General features: G+C 68.3%; 15 protein-coding genes and 1 pseudogene. 10 read left to right on the top strand and 6 right to left on the bottom strand.

Features of this window, described 5'->3' with window-relative positions; translation table 11 throughout:
* Positions 1-38 precede the first annotated feature (38 nt).
* The 5 genes from ABD374_RS30555 (at position 39) to ABD374_RS30535 (ending at position 3,700) form a co-directional block, all read left to right on the top strand.
* Complete coding sequence (locus ABD374_RS30555; RefSeq protein WP_344499694.1) at positions 39-365, top strand: hypothetical protein; 327 nt, start codon at positions 39-41, stop codon at positions 363-365.
* Positions 365-1,645, top strand: coding sequence for a putative T7SS-secreted protein (locus ABD374_RS30550; protein WP_344499692.1), 1,281 nt, complete (start codon positions 365-367; stop codon positions 1,643-1,645). The genes ABD374_RS30555 and ABD374_RS30550 overlap by 1 nt, the downstream gene beginning before the upstream one ends.
* Positions 1,642-2,349 (top strand): hypothetical protein, encoded by a 708-nt coding sequence (locus ABD374_RS30545; RefSeq protein WP_344499690.1) that lies wholly within the window; start codon positions 1,642-1,644, stop codon positions 2,347-2,349. The genes ABD374_RS30550 and ABD374_RS30545 overlap by 4 nt, the downstream gene beginning before the upstream one ends.
* Entirely contained in the window at positions 2,346-2,942 is a 597-nt protein-coding gene (locus ABD374_RS30540) for a hypothetical protein (protein ID WP_344499688.1), read from the top strand. Before ABD374_RS30545 ends, ABD374_RS30540 begins: the two co-directional genes overlap by 4 nt.
* Before the next feature lie 113 nt (positions 2,943-3,055).
* Entirely contained in the window at positions 3,056-3,700 is a 645-nt protein-coding gene (locus tag ABD374_RS30535) for a hypothetical protein (protein ID WP_344499686.1), read from the top strand.
* Between the two features lie 318 nt (positions 3,701-4,018).
* Here ABD374_RS30535 and ABD374_RS34785 read toward each other — a convergent pair.
* Positions 4,019-5,085, bottom strand: a protein-coding gene (locus ABD374_RS34785) for an IS630 family transposase (protein ID WP_425577394.1) whose coding sequence is annotated in 2 segments (ribosomal slippage) — positions 4,019-4,639 and positions 4,642-5,085 — 1,065 coding nt in all. Because the reading frame shifts where the segments join, the coding sequence is not laid out codon by codon here.
* 408 nt (positions 5,086-5,493) lie between these two features.
* On the opposite strand from ABD374_RS34785, the gene ABD374_RS30520 reads away from it, so the two are divergent.
* The 4 genes from ABD374_RS30520 to ABD374_RS30505 all read left to right on the top strand — a co-directional run bounded on the left by ABD374_RS30520 (position 5,494) and on the right by ABD374_RS30505 (position 9,204).
* Complete coding sequence (locus ABD374_RS30520; RefSeq protein WP_344499680.1) at positions 5,494-6,216, top strand: hypothetical protein; 723 nt, start codon at positions 5,494-5,496, stop codon at positions 6,214-6,216.
* A 35-nt stretch (positions 6,217-6,251) separates the two neighbouring features.
* Positions 6,252-7,397 (top strand): S8 family peptidase, encoded by a 1,146-nt coding sequence (locus ABD374_RS30515; protein WP_344499678.1) that lies wholly within the window; start codon positions 6,252-6,254, stop codon positions 7,395-7,397.
* 425 nt (positions 7,398-7,822) lie between these two features.
* Positions 7,823-8,353 (top strand): hypothetical protein, encoded by a 531-nt coding sequence (locus ABD374_RS30510; protein ID WP_344499676.1) that lies wholly within the window; start codon positions 7,823-7,825, stop codon positions 8,351-8,353.
* 419 nt (positions 8,354-8,772) lie between these two features.
* A complete protein-coding gene (locus tag ABD374_RS30505) occupies positions 8,773-9,204 on the top strand; it encodes a hypothetical protein (protein WP_344499674.1) in 432 nt (143 codons plus the stop codon).
* A 333-nt stretch (positions 9,205-9,537) separates the two neighbouring features.
* On the opposite strand, the pseudogene ABD374_RS30500 reads toward ABD374_RS30505, so the two are convergent.
* From ABD374_RS30500 to ABD374_RS30480, 5 genes and pseudogenes are all read right to left on the bottom strand, one after another.
* Positions 9,538-10,301, bottom strand: a pseudogene (locus ABD374_RS30500) (amidohydrolase family protein); the annotation flags it as partial.
* Between the two features lie 553 nt (positions 10,302-10,854).
* Positions 10,855-12,174, bottom strand: a complete 1,320-nt coding sequence (locus tag ABD374_RS30495; protein ID WP_344499672.1) for an SUKH-4 family immunity protein — start codon at positions 12,172-12,174, stop codon at positions 10,855-10,857.
* 52 nt (positions 12,175-12,226) lie between these two features.
* Positions 12,227-14,140, bottom strand: a complete 1,914-nt coding sequence (locus tag ABD374_RS30490) for an ATP-binding protein (RefSeq protein WP_344499670.1) — start codon at positions 14,138-14,140, stop codon at positions 12,227-12,229.
* 81 nt (positions 14,141-14,221) lie between these two features.
* Positions 14,222-16,462 carry an SUKH-4 family immunity protein gene (locus ABD374_RS30485; RefSeq protein ID WP_344499668.1) on the bottom strand — a complete coding sequence of 747 codons (2,241 nt, stop codon included), beginning with the start codon at positions 16,460-16,462 and terminating at the stop codon, positions 14,222-14,224.
* A gap of 41 nt (positions 16,463-16,503) precedes the next feature.
* On the bottom strand, positions 16,504-18,504 hold the full coding sequence (locus ABD374_RS30480) for a toxin glutamine deamidase domain-containing protein (RefSeq protein ID WP_344499666.1): 2,001 nt from the start codon (positions 18,502-18,504) through the stop codon (positions 16,504-16,506).
* Positions 18,505-18,646: 142 nt separating this feature from the next.
* On the opposite strand from ABD374_RS30480, the gene ABD374_RS30475 reads away from it, so the two are divergent.
* Positions 18,647-19,018: a hypothetical protein gene (locus ABD374_RS30475; RefSeq protein WP_344499664.1), complete on the top strand. Its 372-nt coding sequence runs from the start codon at positions 18,647-18,649 to the stop codon at positions 19,016-19,018.
* Positions 19,019-19,181: the final 163 nt, after the last annotated feature.

The following is a 19,181-nucleotide window of genomic DNA, read 5'->3' as shown; positions in this document are numbered from 1 at the left end:
GTGTGCGCGCTTAACTTTCGCTGAGGATGGGTTCGTTCGTGGGTGATCATTTCAAGGCTGATACGGATCAGCTTGGTGAATTCGTTAAATCGCTGCAGCAGTCCATCAAAGAGTTGGACGAAGCCCGCAAGGCGTTGTCGCACGTCCGTGCCGACCAGATTGGGACGGCACGGCTGGACGAGGCGTGTGACACGTTCCAGGGAAAGTGGAAGTACGGGTCCGAGCAGTTGAGTGAAATGATCGGCGCGATCAGCGAGGGCGTAAAAGAGAACAAACTCAGCTACGAGAAGCTTGAGAAGGAGCTGGCGCAGGCCCTCAAACAGATGGCTGAAGCATCGACGTCCGGTCAGGGGGCGCAGGGCTGATGGCTGCCAATCCTTACCCGAACCTTGGTTGGAATCCGGTCCCGGGTCTCCCCGGCGAGGTCTCGGAACTGCAGCGGAAGGTCAAGGCCGCTGCGTCGGCACTCAGCACCTCGCACGGCCAGATCACGAAGCTGCTGGGCATGAGCAGCAGCTGGGAGGGCGATGCGGCGGACGCGTTCCGGTCCGCGCTCGACGGCGAACTTCCGCAGTACATGAAGAACGCCGCGGATTCGCTCGAGAGGGCAGCTGCCTGGCTGGATAAATGGGATGGTGACCTCTCGTCCCATCGCGACCTGGCGAAGCAGTATGACGAAGTCGCGGGTGAGAAGAAGACGGCAGCCGACAAGGCCAAGCAGCGTCACGACGAGGCCGGCAAGAACCCGGATCTCCAACTCGGCGGGCGACAGTACCCCAGCCAGGAGGAGGCCGACGCCGCGACGACACGCCTGCGGGCAGCCGAGCGTTCGCTCAACGAGGCGGCGACTCACCTCACCAACGCCAACACGGCGTACAACGACGTCATCATCAAGGCGCGGGCGCTGGAAGGTGACCACAGTGCCCGGGCCGGTGTCATCGCGAGCAAGCTCGACGAGGCCGACGACAAGCTGGCTCCGAAGGAGCCGGGCTGGTTCAGCAAGACGCTTTCCGCCATTGGTGAGGGGATCAAGAAGGCCGGCGAATTCCTGCTGGAACATGCCGGGACCATCGGAGCCATCGCAGGCCTGCTGGCGCTCTTCCCGACCCCTCTGGCGCCCGTCTTCGCCGGCATTGCGATCGTCGCCAGTGCGGCGGCCATGAGTAAGAACCTCGCGAGTGAAGACTTCAGAGACTCGTTGATGGGTGAGTACGGGTGGAAGGAAGGGCTGACCGCCTGGGCTTCCGTCGGCGGTGATGCCCTTGGCATGGTGCCGGGCGTCGGTGTCCTTGCCAGAGCGGGCAGTGAGGCGGGGCTCGCGGTGGCAGTTGCCAGAGAAGGCGGCGAGGCCTTGTCGCTGGGGGCGAAGGCCGGCGCTTTCACCAGCGAAGTCGTGCCGGCCCTTTCGTACAAAGCGCTCGACGTCGCCACCAGTTCCGGCATCCGTGACTACGCCATCAATGGCATCAACGTCGTGGCGAACACGGCGTCGTCCCTGGAAAGCCACGACGTACTGCCCGACGACGGCTACGGGCATGACACCGCCGAAGCTACGAAGGCGTTCGCTGCCGGGTCCGGGGCATGGGACACGAGCGTGGAAATTGTCACCGATCTGGGTGAATTCGCAAGGGGTATCCGGCTGTGAACGACCTTCTCGACATGACAGGGGCCGAGCCGAAGCCGGTGTTCTGGTACGGCATCCCGCACGGCTACCGACAAGTGGATCTCCACCCGTCACGTGAAGGACTCGCGGAGGTCGCGCGGCAGATCAGGGAACTTCCCGGCGAGGCCCGTGACTGCGCCGACCAGGTGTTCCGGCTGTACGCCTTTGTTGTGATGGCGCTGCAGAAACAGCAGGTCCAAGGGTGCGCGCTGGGTATGCACCCCGACAACAGCGGTGGCCCCGTGCTGTCCGTGCTCACGGTCTCCAGTGTTCCCATGCCGGGAGTGAGCCCCAAACTCGTACTCACCAAGTTGCTCGCCGACAGCCCCGGCAACGGTCCCGACGATGGTCTTCGGCCCGTCGAACTGCCCGCCGGTGTGGGATTTCTGTCCGAGTCGGTGCGGATCACGGTGGCTCCGGGCGTGCCGCCCGAGGGGCAGGAGGAGCCCAGGCAGGAGAAGACCTGGCAGGGAATGGTGGCGATTCCCGACGCCCGGTCCTCATCGGTCGTCGTCGTGCAGATGGTGACCGCCTCATGGGAGCTGGCCGATGACTATCGAGGTGTACTGCTCGGCACCGCACGTACGGTGACGTTCACCGACCCGGTTTCGGCTCAAGCGGAGCGGGCTCCAGGGGCAGGAGCCCCCGGTTCTGCCGCAGCGGTGATGAGGAGCGACTTCGGATGAACGGGAGAGAGCTGAAAGGCAACGTCCGGCCAGAGGTCGCAAGAGCGTCCTACGCGACCGATGGCACGGACTTCCGGGGGGCGTTGAAGCATCACTACGTCTTCGCGCTGAAGCGCTTCGCGAAGTACTTCGCCATTTTCGTTCCCATGATTGTCCTGCTGTTTGTCACGGGGATCGGCTATCTGGTGCCATTGGCTGTAGTGGGGTTCATCGGACTTTTGATCACGGTGATCCCCTTCGTCTCGGCTGTGACATGGACCTGGAGGTGCTCGCGGGTTTTTCGTACGTACCCTCTGTCGTTCCGAGGTCCGGTAAAGAAACTGGATTCGAGAAGCGGCGGGAAGCTCATTCTCTGCCTCGGTGAGGAGGGGATCGTCGGCTCGCTCGTGCTGTCGGCCATGGACCCCCTGTCGCGCAGCGGCTGGCCCAGAGGAATCGCGGACGGCGTTTGGTTCGCAGGGGACGACCTGTTCGGGGGCGCGGCAATTGTGCCGGGCACCGGTGAGCTGCTGTTCATGCAGCCCAGGGCATGGAAGAAGCTGTCCGAGAGCCGGAAGCACGCCGACGCCGACCGCATCGAGCGGGCGAGGTGAGCCAGCCTCAAGCGTCGCGCGCCCGTCGGGTAACCGGCGAGCACTGGCCACCGGGCGCCAGCCCCCAGTCCCACGCCCCGCAGCATCCAGTGAAGGTATTTGGAGTAACGCCAATGACACATGACCCCCAGCCCCCCCATGCGCCCCAAGTGCCCCTTTCAAAATGCGCCTTCGACGATCCGGGGACGCGGGCGGCTTGGCGCCGGGCGCGCCGCCGAGTAGTGGGCCGATTCATTGGTTGCCTGATTTTCTCGCTGGCGCTGCTCGTCCTTCTGAGTTTGCATGCCACGGAGACCAAGAAGGGTGGTCCGGCGGGCTTGGGGGTCGCACTTCTCCTCGGTCTTGTCGTCCCCTGCGTGCTGTACGTGTACATCGGATCCCTGCTTCGCCTGCGGCGGATACGCAGGGTTCTGCGGTCGTATCCCTGGGAGTTTCGAGCAGCGGCCCGCAAGCACCCGCACGTCAGTGAATCCTACGGAGTTGCTGCTCAAGTCAAGATGGGCAACGGTGACGACGACTGGACCCCCGCGATGCTGTTGCGTAATCCGCTCCGGTGGAACCACTGGGATACGGCGATGGAGAGCGGCGCTTGGTTTGCCGGTGATCCGGCCTTCGGCGGAGTCATCGCACTGCCTGGGGGCAGTGGGCTCATGACCTTCGAGCGCCGTTCACGGATGAGCATCGACGAGTTCCACGAAATTGAACGGGACGCCGAGCGCATGGGCCGGGCCCGAAGCGCTCGTATCGGCAAACGCTAGGGTGTTCGCTCCGGACGTCCGGCCGTTGAACAGGGCGTGAGGAAGCGGGCGTTTGCCGCGCTGCCTTCGGTGCACGTGACGTGTCCTGAGACAGGTATCGTCTGCACCCGCCCCTCGCCCTGCTTGGCCTGATGTGGTTTCGGCCTCGCGTAGGGCTGCTCCGTAATTCCGCACATGCCAGTGTGGGGTGGGGAAGACCGAGTGGCTCGACCACCATGCCTGCACGGAAGATGCACGCGGTAAGTGTGCCTTGCCTGAGGGGAGGTCATAGGGTGTTGTGTGACTACTGAGGCTGAACTCGTGATGTCGTATCGCTGCTCAGGTAGGTCTAATGGGCAGGCCAGTCTCGGCGAGGCAGCCGTCTATGAGGTCGCTGCGGTACTGGATGTGGCGTAGGCCGCGGCGGATGCGCTGGACGAGGTGTTCGGGGGTGCTGAAGGCGACGTTGGAGAGCCAGCCGCGCCGCAGCAGTGACCAGATCCCTTCGACGGGGTTGAGATCGGGTGCGTAGGGCGGCAGGTAGTAGATCGTCAGCCAGTCCCGTGCTTCGGCGAAGTCCCGGAGGCCGGCGGCCTTGTGGACGTTGAGGTTGTCCCAGACGAGCACGATCGGGCCGCCGAGCTGCTGGTGGGCGGCGATCAGCAGCTCGCGGTAGTCGCGCCAGGAGAAGCTCTTGCGACCGTCGCGCTGGCTGTCGTCCCGGCGCGGCCGGTAAATCAGCCGGGACCGGTGGCCGGGTTTGTAGCAGGTCAGCGCGGCGATGGATATCCGTCTGCGGGAACGGCCACGGACCCGCACCACCGGGGTCCGGCCACGTGGTGACCAGGTCTTGGCCTGCGGCGGCGTCATGGAGAATCCGGCTTCGTCCTCGAAGACGAGCCAGGCTCCACGGGCCGCCGCGAGTCTTCCGCGCAGGGCCACACCTCTTTCACCCATCCGGCCACCGCTTCGTCGTCCCGCTCCATGGCGCGTCGGGCCGGGACCTGGCAGGACCAGCCGTTACGCACCAGCAGCTTGCGTACGCCCTGGACCGTGTAGGTCAGGTGGAAACGCCGGCCGATCACCGTTTTGACCCGCGCCAGCGTCCAGCGTTGGTCCTCCCAGCCGTGCGCGGCCGGCCCCTTGGCCAGCTCCGCCTCCAGCTGCGCGAACTGTTTCTTGCTCAGCCTGGGCAGCGACGCCGGCCCCTGGGACCGCAGAGCCCGAGGACCGCCCTCGTCCCACATCTGCCGCCATCGCTGCACCGAGCGGACGCTGACCCGCAAGTCCTTGGCGATCACCGAGCTCGCCTCGCCCTGGGCGAACCGCTCGGCTGCCTTCATCCGTAACTCCTCGCGAAACTGCTGCCGTTCGGCCGTCAGCCCGCCCCCTTGTAGATACCGCATGCCTCGGTGATACCGCACCGTCGACGAGCCGTCAGCCCCTACGACACCACGAGTTCAATCTCAGTAACGGGGAGGGTGTATCCGGAAGTTGCGGGTGTATCCCTACGCATGAGTTCGCGAGCATGACTCCGTTGCAGGCCGACCGGGATGCCAGCTCTGTTGCGTGAGGCCGGGCCGCGCACCGTATCCCTCACCGGAAGAAACACGTGGGAGAGAACTCATGTCCTACCCGACGCCGCCTGGAAGCCCGGGCAGCGCCAACCATTACGGGCCGCCCCCCAGCAGGGCGGGTGGCAGCAACAGCAGTGGCAGGGGCCGGTCCAGCCGCTGCCCATACCGGTCGCGCCACCTGGGATGTCCCCGGTTCCTCCCCGCTCTCGAGACGGAGGCGGTCGTACGGCCCGCAAAGTGATCGGCTCGTTTCTCACTGTCTTCGGACTGCTCGGCCTGGTGGGCGGCGGCGCTCTGGCCGCGCACATACACAGCAACAGCCGGCAGCCGATCGCCAACCGTGAGTACGGCGAGGTCATCTGGAGGGATGAGCCCTCTGACCACGTTTTTCCTGACACGATCGGGGGGCGGGACGGCCGGATGGGTGTTCTCACCAACCCCAAGTACGCGAGCTGGCGCCGCCTCGCGATCTCCCCGGAAACCTCGTGCAGCAAGGGTCTGGACGGGAAGATCTTGAAGTCGGCGGAACGGCTGGGCTGCAAGGCGGTGTTGCGCTCCACCTATGTCGACCTCACGGGCGACATGGTGGCAACAGTCGCCCTGATCGTGCTTCCTGGGGAAGAGCTGAAGAAGGCCGAGATGGCCCAGGACTTCGAAGACCTGAGGGGCACGCAGGGAGCGGTGGTCCCGCTGTCCGTGCCGGGGACTCCTGCCGCGGGCTGGAAGGACGCACGTAACGGAGCCGCGCTGGCGCAAACGCCAGGCGAGCACATGCCGTATGCCGTCGCTGTCACCACGGGGTCGGCCGACGGGCGGATTGCGGGAAACCTGCCGGGGGAGTGGGGCGAGGACGACTACGACGGTCGTGGTGATCGCACAGCTGCCTCCGCAGAGGCCGAAGCCCTCGTCAAAATGTTCCAGCTGCACATGGACGACCTGCAACTGGGAGGCGCGAAGTGAGGCGACACGGTACGAGGACGGCTGTTTTCGGCGTCGTGTTGAGCGGGCTCGTGTGCGCATGGTCGGCGGCTCCCGCTCACGCTGCCGGCACGCCGTCGAGCTGGGAAAGCAGCGCGCTCAGCCTTCCGACGGCACATCAGCTCAGCCAGGGTGAAGGCGTCACCGTGGCGGTCCTGGACACCGGAGTGGCTGCTGACCACCCCGCGGTCAGGGGGCGGGTGATCACCGGCCCGGACTTCCGCGAGGACGGCATGGAACCGGCAAGCCCGGACTGGGGAGACCACGGCACTGCCATGGCTTCGGACGTCCTCAAGGTTGCTCCCAAGGCCAAGATTCTCTCTGTACGGGTGAACTCCGACAAGGACGAGGGCGACGGTTACGAGGACCTGCAACGCGGTGTCAGTCCGGTCGCGAAAGGCATCCAGTACGCAGTGGACCACGGCGCCGACGTGATCTTGTTGTCCCTGGGGACCGGTGAGGTCGGCGAGTTCAAGAATGAGGACGAAGTCGCGGCGATCGGCTACGCGGTCAGCCATGGAGTGCCGCTTCTTGCCGGAGCAGGCAACAGCGGCGATGAGCTCAATCAGCCTTCTGCTCCGGCCGGTTACGCCAACGTCATCGCTGTCGCGGCCACGAAACAGGGTGGCGGCCGCGCAGACTTCTCCACCGTGCACGAGTACAACGAGGTGGCCGCCCCGGGCGTGGACATCACCAGCGCGAAGAACACCGGTGGTTTCTGGTCGGTCGACGGCACCTCGCCTGCGACTGCTCTCGCGTCCGGTGTCGTGGCACTGATGCTCTCCCACAATCACGAACTGACACCTGCGCAGGTCCGGGCGATCCTCACCAGCACGGCCCGGCACCCGGACGGTGGGCCGAACGCGCTGCTCGGCTTCGGGCAGATCAACGCCGCCGCCGCGGTGAAGGCCGCAGGCTCGCCGCCCGTCGACAAGACCCTGCCGGTGAAGCACAAGGGCAAGCAGCACTTCGCCGCTCCTGCAGGTACTCCGAAGACCACCCATCCCGACCTGGAACAGGGGCCGTGGATGCTTGGTCTCGGGGTAGCAGGAGTCGGCCTGTTCATGACGATCGGCGGTCTGCTCCTGGCATTGCTGGGCCGACGTAAGTCTGATGCCGGGGCGGCCATGACACCACCGTCCCCTGGGCCCTTCCCCATCTGATCCGGCGCCGTGTCCCCGCTTGTACGTACGCGGTGGAGCTTCCGATGGCGGTGATCTCGTCGACTACCCCCATCGGAAGCTCCACGGGCCGATACATCTGATACAAGGGATCGCCACGTGACGCGACCGGCCGCCCAGAAGAAGCTCATATGGAGGGGCCCCGTCTGGTCGTGCGGGAGCTTCGCCTCCGTAATGGCTGCCTTCCATCCCGGCAAACGTTCCAGGCGTTCCTTCCCAGGGGCAATTCCCGAAAGCTTCCCCACAGGTCATGGCGTGAAAGAGGGGCGAGTTACTTCGCCCTCGGTTCTGCGGCCGATGCGGAGATCACCGTATTGGACGGTGTCGGCGCTCTTCTGACCCGGCTCGTGGGCTTCGCTGCCTGACACCACCCCATGACACAAGATGCCGTACAAGGAGTGACTCACATGAAGCGACAGGCCCATGTTTCCGTAACCGCCTGCGCCTTCGAGGATCCGGGAACCCGAATGGCCTTGCAGGAGGCATGGCGGCGAGCCCGCGTCCGGTTTGTTGCCTGGACCGCCGTGTGGGCGCTGTTGCTTGTCACGGTGGGGGTGTTCAAGGGTGGCTCCACGGATGCTGTGGCCGCTGTCGCCCTGTTCTTGATGCTTGTCAGCCTGCGTCCACTGGTGCTCTCCGCCCTGTCGCTGCGGTGCCTGCGCACGATTGACACAGTGCTGCGAGCCCGCCCGTGGGAGTACAAGACCTCGGTCCGCAGGGCTCGGCGGGGCAAAGCGAGTGCGGGAATCCCTGTGCAGGTCAGGACCGGAGACGGTGAGGACGACTGGACGCCGGTGATGGTGGCGCGCGCCCCGTTCCGGTGGCGGCGCTGGTCGGGGGAGATGGAGAGCGGAGCCTGGTTCGCGGGCGATCTTGCCCGCGGTGGCGTCCTCGCTCTCCCTGGCGGGCACGGGCTGACACTGGTGCGGAGCCGGTAGCGTCTCAGCGGGATGCCAGTCGCTCCCGGCTGTTGTCGCCCATGTCATTCATCAGCAGGTGCGGCACGTTACGCGATTGTCTGGCTCGATGCGCCTGTGGTCCATGGGGCAGAGTTTCCAGTCGCGGCCACTGTGGCGTGTCCGGTGCGGTGTCGAGGACGCTCCCGTTGCGGCCGGAGGCGGGCGCGGGCGGAGGGAACGACGGCTCGGGGCCGCATCCGAACCAGAGTCGGCGGCAACGCCCGGCAGTCGTGCTCCGACAACCCGAGACACTTGACCCGAGGCCACCACCGCGACTGCTTCTGCCCCTGTGCCTGCGGGTGGGGCGTCGGCCGGGCAGCTGTCAGTAGCCGACCGTATCCGTAACGACTTCGGGTGACGGGGGATACTTCAGGTGACGAGAGGTGAGGAGAAGCGAGATGGTCCAGAACCCCCAGAACTCCCGGAACCCCCAAGGGCCTTCCCCTGACCGCGGTGTGTGGGACGAAGCGCTCGAACCGGAGCAGATCCGCTCTCTGAACTCCGCGCTGCGCAAGCTGGCCGACGACAGCAGTGGCGCAAGCAAGGAACTGCAGGACACGGCGAAGAAGCTGCTTTCGGGCCGCGTCACCCTGCGCAACGCCCTGGACGACCCCTCGGCGGCGCGTGCGCTGGGCAGCGGCATGGCATCCCTGCGCGGTGAGTGGGAGGCGCTCTCGGACGAGGAGCGCGAGCAGATCAGGCAGGGGGAAGTGCCTGCGGGCGGCGGCGCTCCTTCGGATCCGAACGGGCCGAGGCGCTCGGAGGGGGAGGCTTCGCAGCCCCGGAAGAAGAGCCAGGGGCGGCACAGCGGCGGCTTCTCGCTGTACTGAGCACACTTACGGGCGCTATTGGTCCACGGAAGCGGGGAGCCGGTAGCCGGCTCGGGCCGTACGCCGCGAGGGCTCGGGCGGCGTACGGCCCGAGCTCGCCGCCATGCCTTGTCCTGCCCTGCCATGACGAGGACCCGCCATCGGGCTTTCAGCAATTGCCTGCACGACGTCGGCAGCCCCCACGCCCGCGGCTGCGGCCAGTGAATTCTTTGTTCTTCCCCGTCTCCCGTCGGCGTGTACGACGATGCCGATGCGAGCGGCCGACGTGCCGGGACGACCTCGGTGTCCGGTTCAGGGCTGCCCCCGGACCTGCCGGCCAACCCGGCCGGTGCGTTACAGGTTCGCGTCGTGGTGGGCCGGGTTGCCGTGGAGGACGGTGAGGAGAACCGGCAGGTCGGGCAGGCCGAGGGCGGGGGTGGCGAGGGGAGTGTCGGCGAAGACCGTGAGGTCGGTGGGGTACCCGACGGCGAGGTGGCCGGCCTTGTGCTCCTCACCGGCCGCGTAGGCGGCGTTGACGGTCATGGCCTGGAGGGCCCGGTGGCCGCCTGCTCCGGGCCGTGCGGAGGCTGGGTCAGGTCGCGGGCCGGACGGCGGTGGCGGGCCCCGGCCATGACGCCCAGCGGCGGTTAGGGGGCGGTGGGCCAACCGGAGCCGAGGACGACGGTGGCACCCGAGTCCTGCAGGTCGCGGCAGCGCCAACGCGGGAGGCGCGCTCCTCACCGAGGCGGCGGGACCAGTTGTCGGTGTGATCGGCGTGGGTGAAGTCGCAGCAGTGGGTGGGCTGCATGGAAGCGATCACGCCGAGTTCGGCGAAGCGGCGGACCGTGTCGTCGGGCACGGTCTCGATGTGCTCAATCCGGTGCCGCACCGCGCTCGTCACCGGCCTGCGCCTTCTCGACCGAGTCGTGGACGTGGCGGACGGCGCCGTCACCGATGGCATGGGTGGCGGTCGGCACCCCGGCCCGGTGCAGCTCGCCGATGATCCGCGTGTAGACGTGGGGGTCGGACCAGAAGGCGTGCGTGGACTCGTCGTGGCAGTCGGGCCGTTCCAGCCAGGCAGCGCCGTTGGCGACGGTGCCGTCCATGAAGATCCTGAGGACGGAGACCGAAGGCCCGCCACAGGCACAACGGGCCCCCGAGGCAGTCGCATGGGCCGCCGGACAGAACCGGGGTGACCTGGGTGCCGGGGCGGTAGTGCTTCTTGAAGACTTCGATGGCGTGTGGCGGCGGGTAGTTGGGCACGGTCGCGATCTCACCGTTGTCCTTGGCGACGACGATGTTGCTGCCACCCGGTTCTGCGGGTCGCGGGACACCCTCGACGGTGGCGGGCTCGGGATGGACGGCGTACACGACGTAACCGAGATCGAATTTTTCGACCTGCAGGGGTACGAGTGTGCCGTCGGGCAAAACGGGCTGCCCGAAGCGGCTGCGCACGAACTCCAGGGCTTCCTCGGGGCCGGCCGGTACCGGGTGAGGCTGCTGGTGGGACATGGGGCTTTCCGCACTCATGGGGAAGGCCCCATGGTCGGCTTCGTCGGCTCGAGCCCGATTGCCTGCTTGGGCACCCCGTGGGCGAGGGGCGGAGTATCTGCCCCACGCACGATGTTGTACGCCGCCCTCAGCCCCGGGGGCGGCGGGTACAGGGCCCGGTCAGAACAGCCCGTGCCACATCTGCTCGACGATCAGGGACCACCACGCGTTCTGGTGCGCCGGGGCCGAGGCGTCGATGGCGGCCAGCTGTTCCTGGAGCGCCGCGACCGCCGCGCCGGCCGCGATCGGGTCCATGCCCTGCATCCGGCGGCGGGTGGTGGCGAGGAGTGCGAGGGAGCGGGCGAAGGCGGCGGTGGAGATGTTGACGTAACGGGCGGCCGCGTTGACGGGGTCGATCGCCCACAGGGCGCCGAGCCCGTCGGGCTCCGTCGTGCCGGGTCGGCACTGCACGGCGATGACCGCCACCCCGTCCCAGCCGATACGCACCAGGTGCGCCAGCGCGTTGATCTTCTCCGGGTCGGCGGGGCTGCGGCGCTGGCGCAGGTGGGTGGTGATGTCGGTGAACAGCCCGCCCGCGGGCGGGCTGCCGGGCCGGTCGGCGGTGAAGAACAGGGGCAGGTCGGCGGGGAGACCGGCCCAGGTGAGCGTCGCCCGGGCGGCCTCGGGCAGTGGGCCGGCGGTGACGGTGTCGGCGTCGTAGCGGAGTACCCCGTCCGGGCCGAAGACCTCGGCGAGGTGACGGCCGAGCGCCACGTCGCGCATCGGCTCGGCGGGCATCACGTGCGCGGGGAGCGGGACGCGGTGCGGGCGGGGCGGCGGCTGCAGGCCGGCCACCCGGTGCATCGTCTCGACGTGCTGGATCAGTCCGGCGATGCCCTCGGCGCGGGCCTCGGGTCGGGCGCCGTAGGTCTGGGTGCAGGAGAGCTCGGCGTTCCTGTACGTGTGGAGGAGCTCGGCGGTGTAGCCGCCGGGCAGCAGGCTGGGACGCAGGTCGGTGTGGATCGCCAAAACGTTCTCGTGGGGCACGCCCAGGCGGCGCAGCTCGGCCGCCGCCTGGTACTCCGACGGCGGGAGGCCGGGGCCGGAGTTGCGGAAGAGGGTGGTCTCCTCGCCGGTGGCCGGGTCGGTGTAGGTGAAGACGGAAGTGTTGCCGGGGCCGGTGACCGGACGGGCGTCCTCCGCCGGGGCCGTACCGCCGCCGTGCTTCTGCCGGTACATCCGCACGACCTCGTCGACCGGCACCGAGGGCCACACCGTCAGCTCGCCGGTACGCCGGTCGACGACCCCGCACGCGTTCCCGATCTCGGCGGGCGGCCGCCGCTCCCCGGTCTCCGGGTCCCGCTCCAGCGGCGCCGGTGCGGCCCACACGACCCAGCCCAGGTCGAACTCCCGCATCCTGACCTCGCGGCGGGGCGCCTCGCTGCCGTCGGGGTTGAGCCAACGGCCGGCGGTGGCGAGCGCCTGCTCCTGGGTGGTCACGCGGGGCTCCTTCGAGGTCGGCGGGGACGGTTCTGCCTGGGCGGGGTCGGTTCTACGAGGCTATCGGTGTGGCCTGCGCCAGGACCCGCAGGGCCTTCGCACCACGCTCGGTGGCGACGAGGAGGATGCCCTCCGGGGAGAGGTCGGCGCCGGTGAAGGGGACGTCGGAGATCAGTGCGGCCACGACCTCCTCGTCGGCGCGGCTCCACACCCGCAGGTAGTCCCCACCCACGCTGAGCGCGAGCGGAGCAGAGGCGCGCTCCTCCTCGGAAGGCCGCAGTATCCGCTCGGGAGGCGTGTCACCGAGGGGCGTCCGCTGGACGAGGCCGTGGACGAGCAGTGCGGACCCGCCGCGCGCACCGATCGGATACGCGTCAGGTGTGCCCTCCGGGACAGCGAGCGCCGCGACGGGGACCGCCGGTTCGTCGCCGGACGCCGGGATGCTCCCGATGGTCGCCGCGTGGATGCCCGGGACCGGCAGGCTCCAGAGGGTCTGCCACGGGAGGTCGATGCCGAGCCGGTGGACTGCGGCGGCGTACTCGGGCAGACCGTCCTCGACGAACGCGGTCTCCAGCAGGGCGGCACGCAACTGGGCCGGGGCCTCGGTACGCGTCAGCAGGGGAGCGGTGCGGAGATAGGTACGGGCCGCGGCTCCGAGTCCTTCCGCCGGGACTGCCTCAATGGCCGCGCGCAGCCGTACCGGGTCTGCGTGAACGAAGAGCCCTGGATCGGTGAGGAGTTGGGGAAGAAGGCCGGCTTCGAGGGTGTGCCCCGCTATGTGGTCGCGTACGTAGGGGTCGGCTCGGCTCCAGTCCTGGTTCGGCACGGCCTCGAGCAGTGCCACGGCTATCTGGGACTGGGCGGCGCGGACGCCGGGCAGCCCTGCGCGGATCTCGTCCCCGATGGCCGGGTGGAGCAGGCGGAGCAGCGTACGACCGCCCTCTTCTTCGACAGGTTCGACGAACGGTGCCACGAGGGCCATGCCGTTGCCGATCGCCTCGGCCAGGTCCGGCCCGGCGACGGCGACCACGAGCCGCCTCCACAGCCCCACCGGGATCCCGGCGCCCTCGGCCAGTGCCAGCGGAGCCAGCATCAGCCGCAGCGTCTGCGGGTCACTGCCGAGACGACGGGAGTGCAGGTCCAGGGCCTGACCGACGGACGTCGGCAGGCACTGGTGGTCGGTGGGGTCGAATCCGTTGGGTGCCGTCAGGATGCTGTGCACAGCCAGCTGGACGACCAGGTGGTTCGTCCCGGCCTGCCGGCCGATGGCCTCGGCCAGCCGGCGACGCTGCCTGGGATCGACGGTGAATGGCAGCTCGGGGGCGCCGGACTGAGGATTCAAGGCCGCATCGGCGTGCAGCACCAGACCCTCGGGGTCGGCCCACTGCGGGTCGTCGAGGTCGATGATCTGCGCGACTCCGGCCGGCAGTCCCTCCGCAAGCTCGGCGGCGAGTTCGCGCGGCACATCGGTGAGCAGGCGTACGGCCGGTATCGCGGCCCATGGCTTGAGTACGTCCCGCACCACACGGGTGGGCTCCCAGCCGGACCGGACCGGGCCGGCGCGGTCGACGTCGGGGACGACGACGGTGACGGCGTCGTCGAGGGCGGCCAGTCTGGTGAACACATCTCCTGTGCTCCTGGCGCCGAGATCGAAGTGATCGGCGATCAGCCACAGGATCTGAGCCGACGTGAGCCCAGACGTGCTGGTCACCGCCGGGGGTGACAGATCGGGCGGAACGATCGATGGATCGAGTTCGTCCAGGGGGAGCCGCTTGCGGAACTGCGGGTCGCACAACATCAGGAAACCGGTGAGCAGCCGTGACCGTCCGCTGCCGGAGTCACCGGTGACCACGATGACGCGCGGGGCACCGGGCCACTCCATCCGCCAGGCGGCGAGGGCACGGAGTGCTGCGGTGCGGCCGCCTATGTGGGGGTGGGGTGCGTAGGTGTCGGTAGTGCCGGTCATCGGTCCCGTCCTCCGCTGTGCGGACACGTCTGCATACGTCAGTGATCCTATGGTTCCGGCCCGTGAGCCCCGGCTCGGGTGTCAGACCCACTCGTCCCCGTAGGAAGCCAAGTCCCACGTGCTGTCCTCGAAGTCGTACCCTTCGAGAACGAGCGTCCATGCCTCAGCCCGGGCGGCGACGCCGTCGATCTGCCGGCACCACGCCGTGAGGCTGCTCTGCGCGTCCTTGTGGTCGGGGGCGTACGGGAAGTGCGTCCTGCGGAACTCGTCGTAGAGCCGGACCATGGCGAAGAACTGTGTGAGGCTGCTGCCGGCGACGGGGTCGGGCGAGCCACCCGTGGTGTCCCGGAAGAGGCGACCGGTGCTGCCGTCGAGCAGCAGCCGGGAGTACATCCAGGTACCGAGCTCGTAGAACGGACCGTCACTGGGTGCCTCGCTTCTGGCACGGCGTTGACGGGGTACGCCTCGCCCTCGGCGGGGCCAGGCCACTTCGGGCAACGGGCTTGTGTCCCGCGGGGTGATGGCGAGGTTCAGGAAGTCGCTGATCTCGGGCAGGCCCGTCTCGAGGAGGAAGCTGCGCGCGTCAGGGTCGTCGAGTCCCGGGGGAAGCTGATTCTCGGCCAGCCGGTGGCAGGTGTCAGGACCGAAGGTCTCCTCGAGCCAGTCCCGCATCCCGCGGCCGCGCAGAGCCGCGGACGCGGACTGCGGCAGGGGCCACGGAGCGGACCGGGTGTGCGTGGCGACGAGGGGCCGCCTGCGGTATGCGGTCTGATCGGAGCCCTCCGTCGCCTGCACGGATACGGCGAAGAGGCCCGCGGTGCCGGCAAGCACCCAGTTGCCGTCGACATGCACTCCCTGTGTTACTGCGGACGGGCAGCGTGGAGGAAGAGTGAGCGCGTCCGCACCCGGTTGCCACCCACTGTCGGTGTGTCGGGCGAAGGCAACGGCAGGTGCATCGGAACCCGGTGGCCGGCGTGCGCTGTGCCAGGGAAGACCGCCTTCGGCCAAGGAGGCCCGCACGTGTACCGGCGCGGTGGCAGGTTCACCGGTTGCCGGATTCCACTCCTGGCGGACATATCGGTGCTCGGGGTGAGCGTTCTTGCCTGTAGTCATGTCCCGGGCCGTGACGACACGCGGGCCTGACTTACCGGATGTCACGCCGAGTTCGTCGACACGACCGGCCTGGCCCGGAACCTGACCGAAAATGCCCATGGGACGCCAGTGGGTCCACGTTGTCCGCCACGGCAGCGGAACCCCCGAAGCCAGGAGTTGTTCGGCCAGCTCCCGGCGCCCCGCGCCGAGTGCCGCGTGATGAAGCCAAGCCACCCACTCGCCTTGTGACGAGGGGGCGATGCCCTGTGCTTCCAAGTAGTGGGGAATGGCTGCCACACTCGCGTAGGGCACACCGTCGGGGTAGGCGACGGCGATGGCCTCGAGCACGGCGGAAGCTGTGCACCGGGCCAGCATCCGGCCGTCCTGGAGGAGTCGGGGCAGACCGTCGGCGAGCGCCGCATGAAGCGGGAGGGCATGGGCGGCGTACTGTCCCACTGGGCCACTGCGATCCCGGAGCCCTGGCCCGCCGTCCTCCACGGCGGACACCAATGCCCCAACGACCCGGGACTGGTCGGCGGAATCCCAGGGCTTCCTTCGTCGCCATGCGTGGAGCAGAGCGTCGGAACGGAAAGCGACCGATGACCGGGTCTCGTCGACGACCAGAACATCAGCTCGCCGCTCGGCAAGGACGAGGAGGGCCGACACTGTTTCCCGCGCACCGTTCGACTCGCAGAGCAACTGCCAGACAGACAGGGGCACCCGCCGGAGCTCCGCGGCGGCCAGCGCTCCGAGTCGGCGGGCCGTTTCGGGCTCTTCGGCTGCGGCTTCGGCCGGAGGGGGCGCGGGCAGGACCACTTGGTACTCGCCCGACGGAAGCGGTGCCACCAGTTCGGAGTCGTACTCCGCCATGACCCATACCTCACGGCCTTCGAACCGTCGGAATCCTGGGGCCAGTACCTCCGCCACCCGTGCCGGTTCGGTCGACGTCAGCACCTCGCCCGCGTACTGCACGTTGGCGAGGAGGAAGCCGCAGGGGCGCCCCGGAGGGGCGGCCCGGCACTCGTCGCGCATGCGGGTCGCCACAGCGTCGGCGCTCATGCCCCAGCAGTCGATCAGGATGGCGTTCGGCCAGCGGTCGTGCACTGCTCGCAGATAAGCGGTCTTGCCGCTCAGCGCCGGGCCGACGACCGAGAACACCCGTCGCTCCCGAGCGGGCAGCTCCCGCCAGGCCTCGATGCGCATCCAGTCCTCATCGTTGATCTCGGGCACTGGATCGATTCCTTCCATGAGCGGTGATGCGTGCGGCGGAGTTACTGGCCGGAGACGGCATTGCCTTCCCAAATGGTCTTCAGCCGGTTCACATAGTTGTTGAAGTCGCCCTTGAACTTAGCCCGCGCCTCGTCCTTGGCCTCGGCGGGTGTCGCGGTGGTGCCGTCGTCCCGGGAGAGGTCCGCGTCCTCGGCTATCACACCTCTGCGGAAACCGACACCGTAATGAATGCGGAGCTTGTTCTTCCTCTCTCCCTCGCCGAGTTCATCGTCGGGGACACCGTCTTCGACTTCGTTCGCCAGGTAGTCGGAGCAGTCGTTCCCGGAGGCGTGGCCACACGGCTCACGCTCGGTGTACAGACTGATGGGCTCGAACGGCTGCTGACCAGCGGCTTCGCGCCTCTCGTTAACCGATTGAATCCAGTCCATGGCATGCGGCTCGGAGTGGACGCCGGCGCCCCAGGGCGAGCTCATGGGGAGAGAGCTGTCCACGACATACCGGATTTCGTCGTTGTTCTCCGGATCACGGACCTCGACCACTGCGTAGTTCTTTCGTGACCAGTCGCCCTTATGCTCTTCGAGTGAATCCAGCTCGTGCTGGACCGCCTCGGTGATCTCGCTGTCCGTCATGCCCTGGCCGTCGTCGATGCGGTCGGCGATTGCCGCTTCGAGACCGGCTCGATTCGGCATGTCCCGCCGGTTGTGGTAGTGCACACCGCCTGACTTGATGCCTGCCTTGTCCATGAGCTTTTCGATGGTCTCGCGGGCCTTGTTCGAACGCTCGATCTTCTCCGGGTCGTCCGTGGCCGGAGTGAAGTTGGAAGGCGAATTCGGGTTGTCAGCATGGGGATCGAGCGCGACCCCCACGGAACTCGTCGCATGAAAACGCAGGTCCATACGGGCCAGCGCCGCGACGACGGCTCCTTGTTGTCCTTCGGTCAGGTCACCGAACCCGGGCAGGGCATCGATCAACGTCTGCTTGCGGATGCCGCCCTGTTCATCGGCGAGACCATCATGCAGAAGCGAACGAAGCTTGCCGTTCTCGCTCCACTCCTTCAGCCTGTCGTTGACTGGTTTGAGGTCGGTCTGCAGGACCTCATTGGTCTCCCGGAGCTGGGCCTGGGAGGGCTCGGGGAGCATGTCGTAGTGCGTGTCGTCCGGGTTTTGGACGGTGTCGTACTCGGCGCTGCCGCGAGGTCGCTCGGGAGGCTTGTCTCCTTCGGTACCGGCTCCTGCAGGTGCCTCGGGCGGACGACGGTCCGCGCTGTCAGAGGCTTCAGACGTATGGCGGGCGGCGCTCTCCTCTGATGCCGGGCGCGACTGATTGCCCATGTGCGGGCCCACTGGGTGCCGGTTGGCATCCAGTGGGATCGCGAAGACGCCGTTGTTTCCGCTGTGGAGGGGGTCGGGGCTGGTCCGTCCGGTCTGGGCGTCGATGTAGGTGATGCGGCCGTTGTGGTTGACGGCGTTCCAGGCGTGGGCGCGGCCGTTGGGGTCCTGGGTGATGATCACGGCCTGGGAGCCGTGGCCGCTGGTGCGGAGGGTGTTCTCCAGGTGGTCGAAGGCGTCGCGGCCGTTGCCGAGGTCGCTGAAGCGGGCGCCCAGCGTGTTCTCTATGCGGTCGCGGCCGCCGTTCTCGCCGCGGTCGGAGGGGTTGCCGTCGGGGTCGGGGTCGGGGGTGCGGGCGGCGGCCGCGGTGGGGTTGCCCGTGTAGGTGTCGACGGTGGACAGGGCTACGTCGACGCAGTTGTTGTTGCGGCCGGGGGTGTCGGGTCCGGTGCCGTTGATGTTCTGGACCCAGGGGCCGTCGGCGGGGTCCGGTGGGCGGGTGGGGTCGCCGTTTTCGTCCCGGGGGACGGAGTTGTCGAGGGCGTCCTGTTCCGCGCGGGTGGGGTCGGTGACGCCGCCCGGGGGTGTGGTGTCGCGGGTGGCGGTTGCGGGTTTGGGGGTGGTGGTGTTGGTGGTGTTGTCCTGGCCCTGTTGCTGAGTGGGCGGGGTGGTGTGGGTGGGCTGGGCGGTGTGACCGTTGGGGGCGGGGGCCACGGTGTGGATAGGGACCGCTGTGGCCTGTTGCTGCTGTTGGTTCGGTGTGTTTGGCGTGTTCGCCGGGCTCGGTTGTGTGTTCTGAGGCGTGTGGGGCTGCGATCCCGGCTGTTGCGGCTTGTTGCCGGGGGTGGGGCTGGGGGTGGCTCCGGGCTGGTTCGGGGTGCTGGGAGTGTTCGGGGTGCTGGGAGTGCTGGGGGCGCTGTTGCTCGGGGTCGGGGCCCTGTCGGGTGTGCGGCCGGGAGCAGGGGAGTCCGAGGCGTTCGGGCTCGGCGTCACCGTTGGAGTGGCGGCGGGCGACTGTGTGGTCCTGGCCGGGGCCGGCTGCCTCGGGTCCTGGCTCGAGGTGGTTGATTCGGGGCGGTTCGGGTGGGGCGTACGGGTGTCTGCCGAGCCCGGTGCGCCGGTGCTGGGCGTGGTGGCCGCCCCGGGGGTGGGGGTGGGCGCGGAGCTGGGCGTGCTGGGACTCGGCGCGCGGCCCGGTGTGGTCCCGGGTGCGGGCTGGTTCGGATGAGGGGCACGGGTCTCCGGTGTGCCCGGGGCGCGGCCGTCAGCCGACGGTGTCGGCGTGCGGGGTGGTGTGGACGGTGTCGGGTTCGGGGTGGAGGCGGGGCCCGTTGTGGTGGGGCTGGTTGTGGTGGGGTTGGGGTTGGTGGGGCTTGTACTGGGCGGGGGGC

Origin of the sequence: Streptomyces enissocaesilis, assembly GCF_039533765.1 — a bacterium.
Lineage (GTDB): Bacteria > Actinomycetota > Actinomycetes > Streptomycetales > Streptomycetaceae > Streptomyces > Streptomyces enissocaesilis.
Note: the sequence above shows the minus strand (reverse complement) of the source record. Positions and strands in the feature narration are given on the sequence as shown.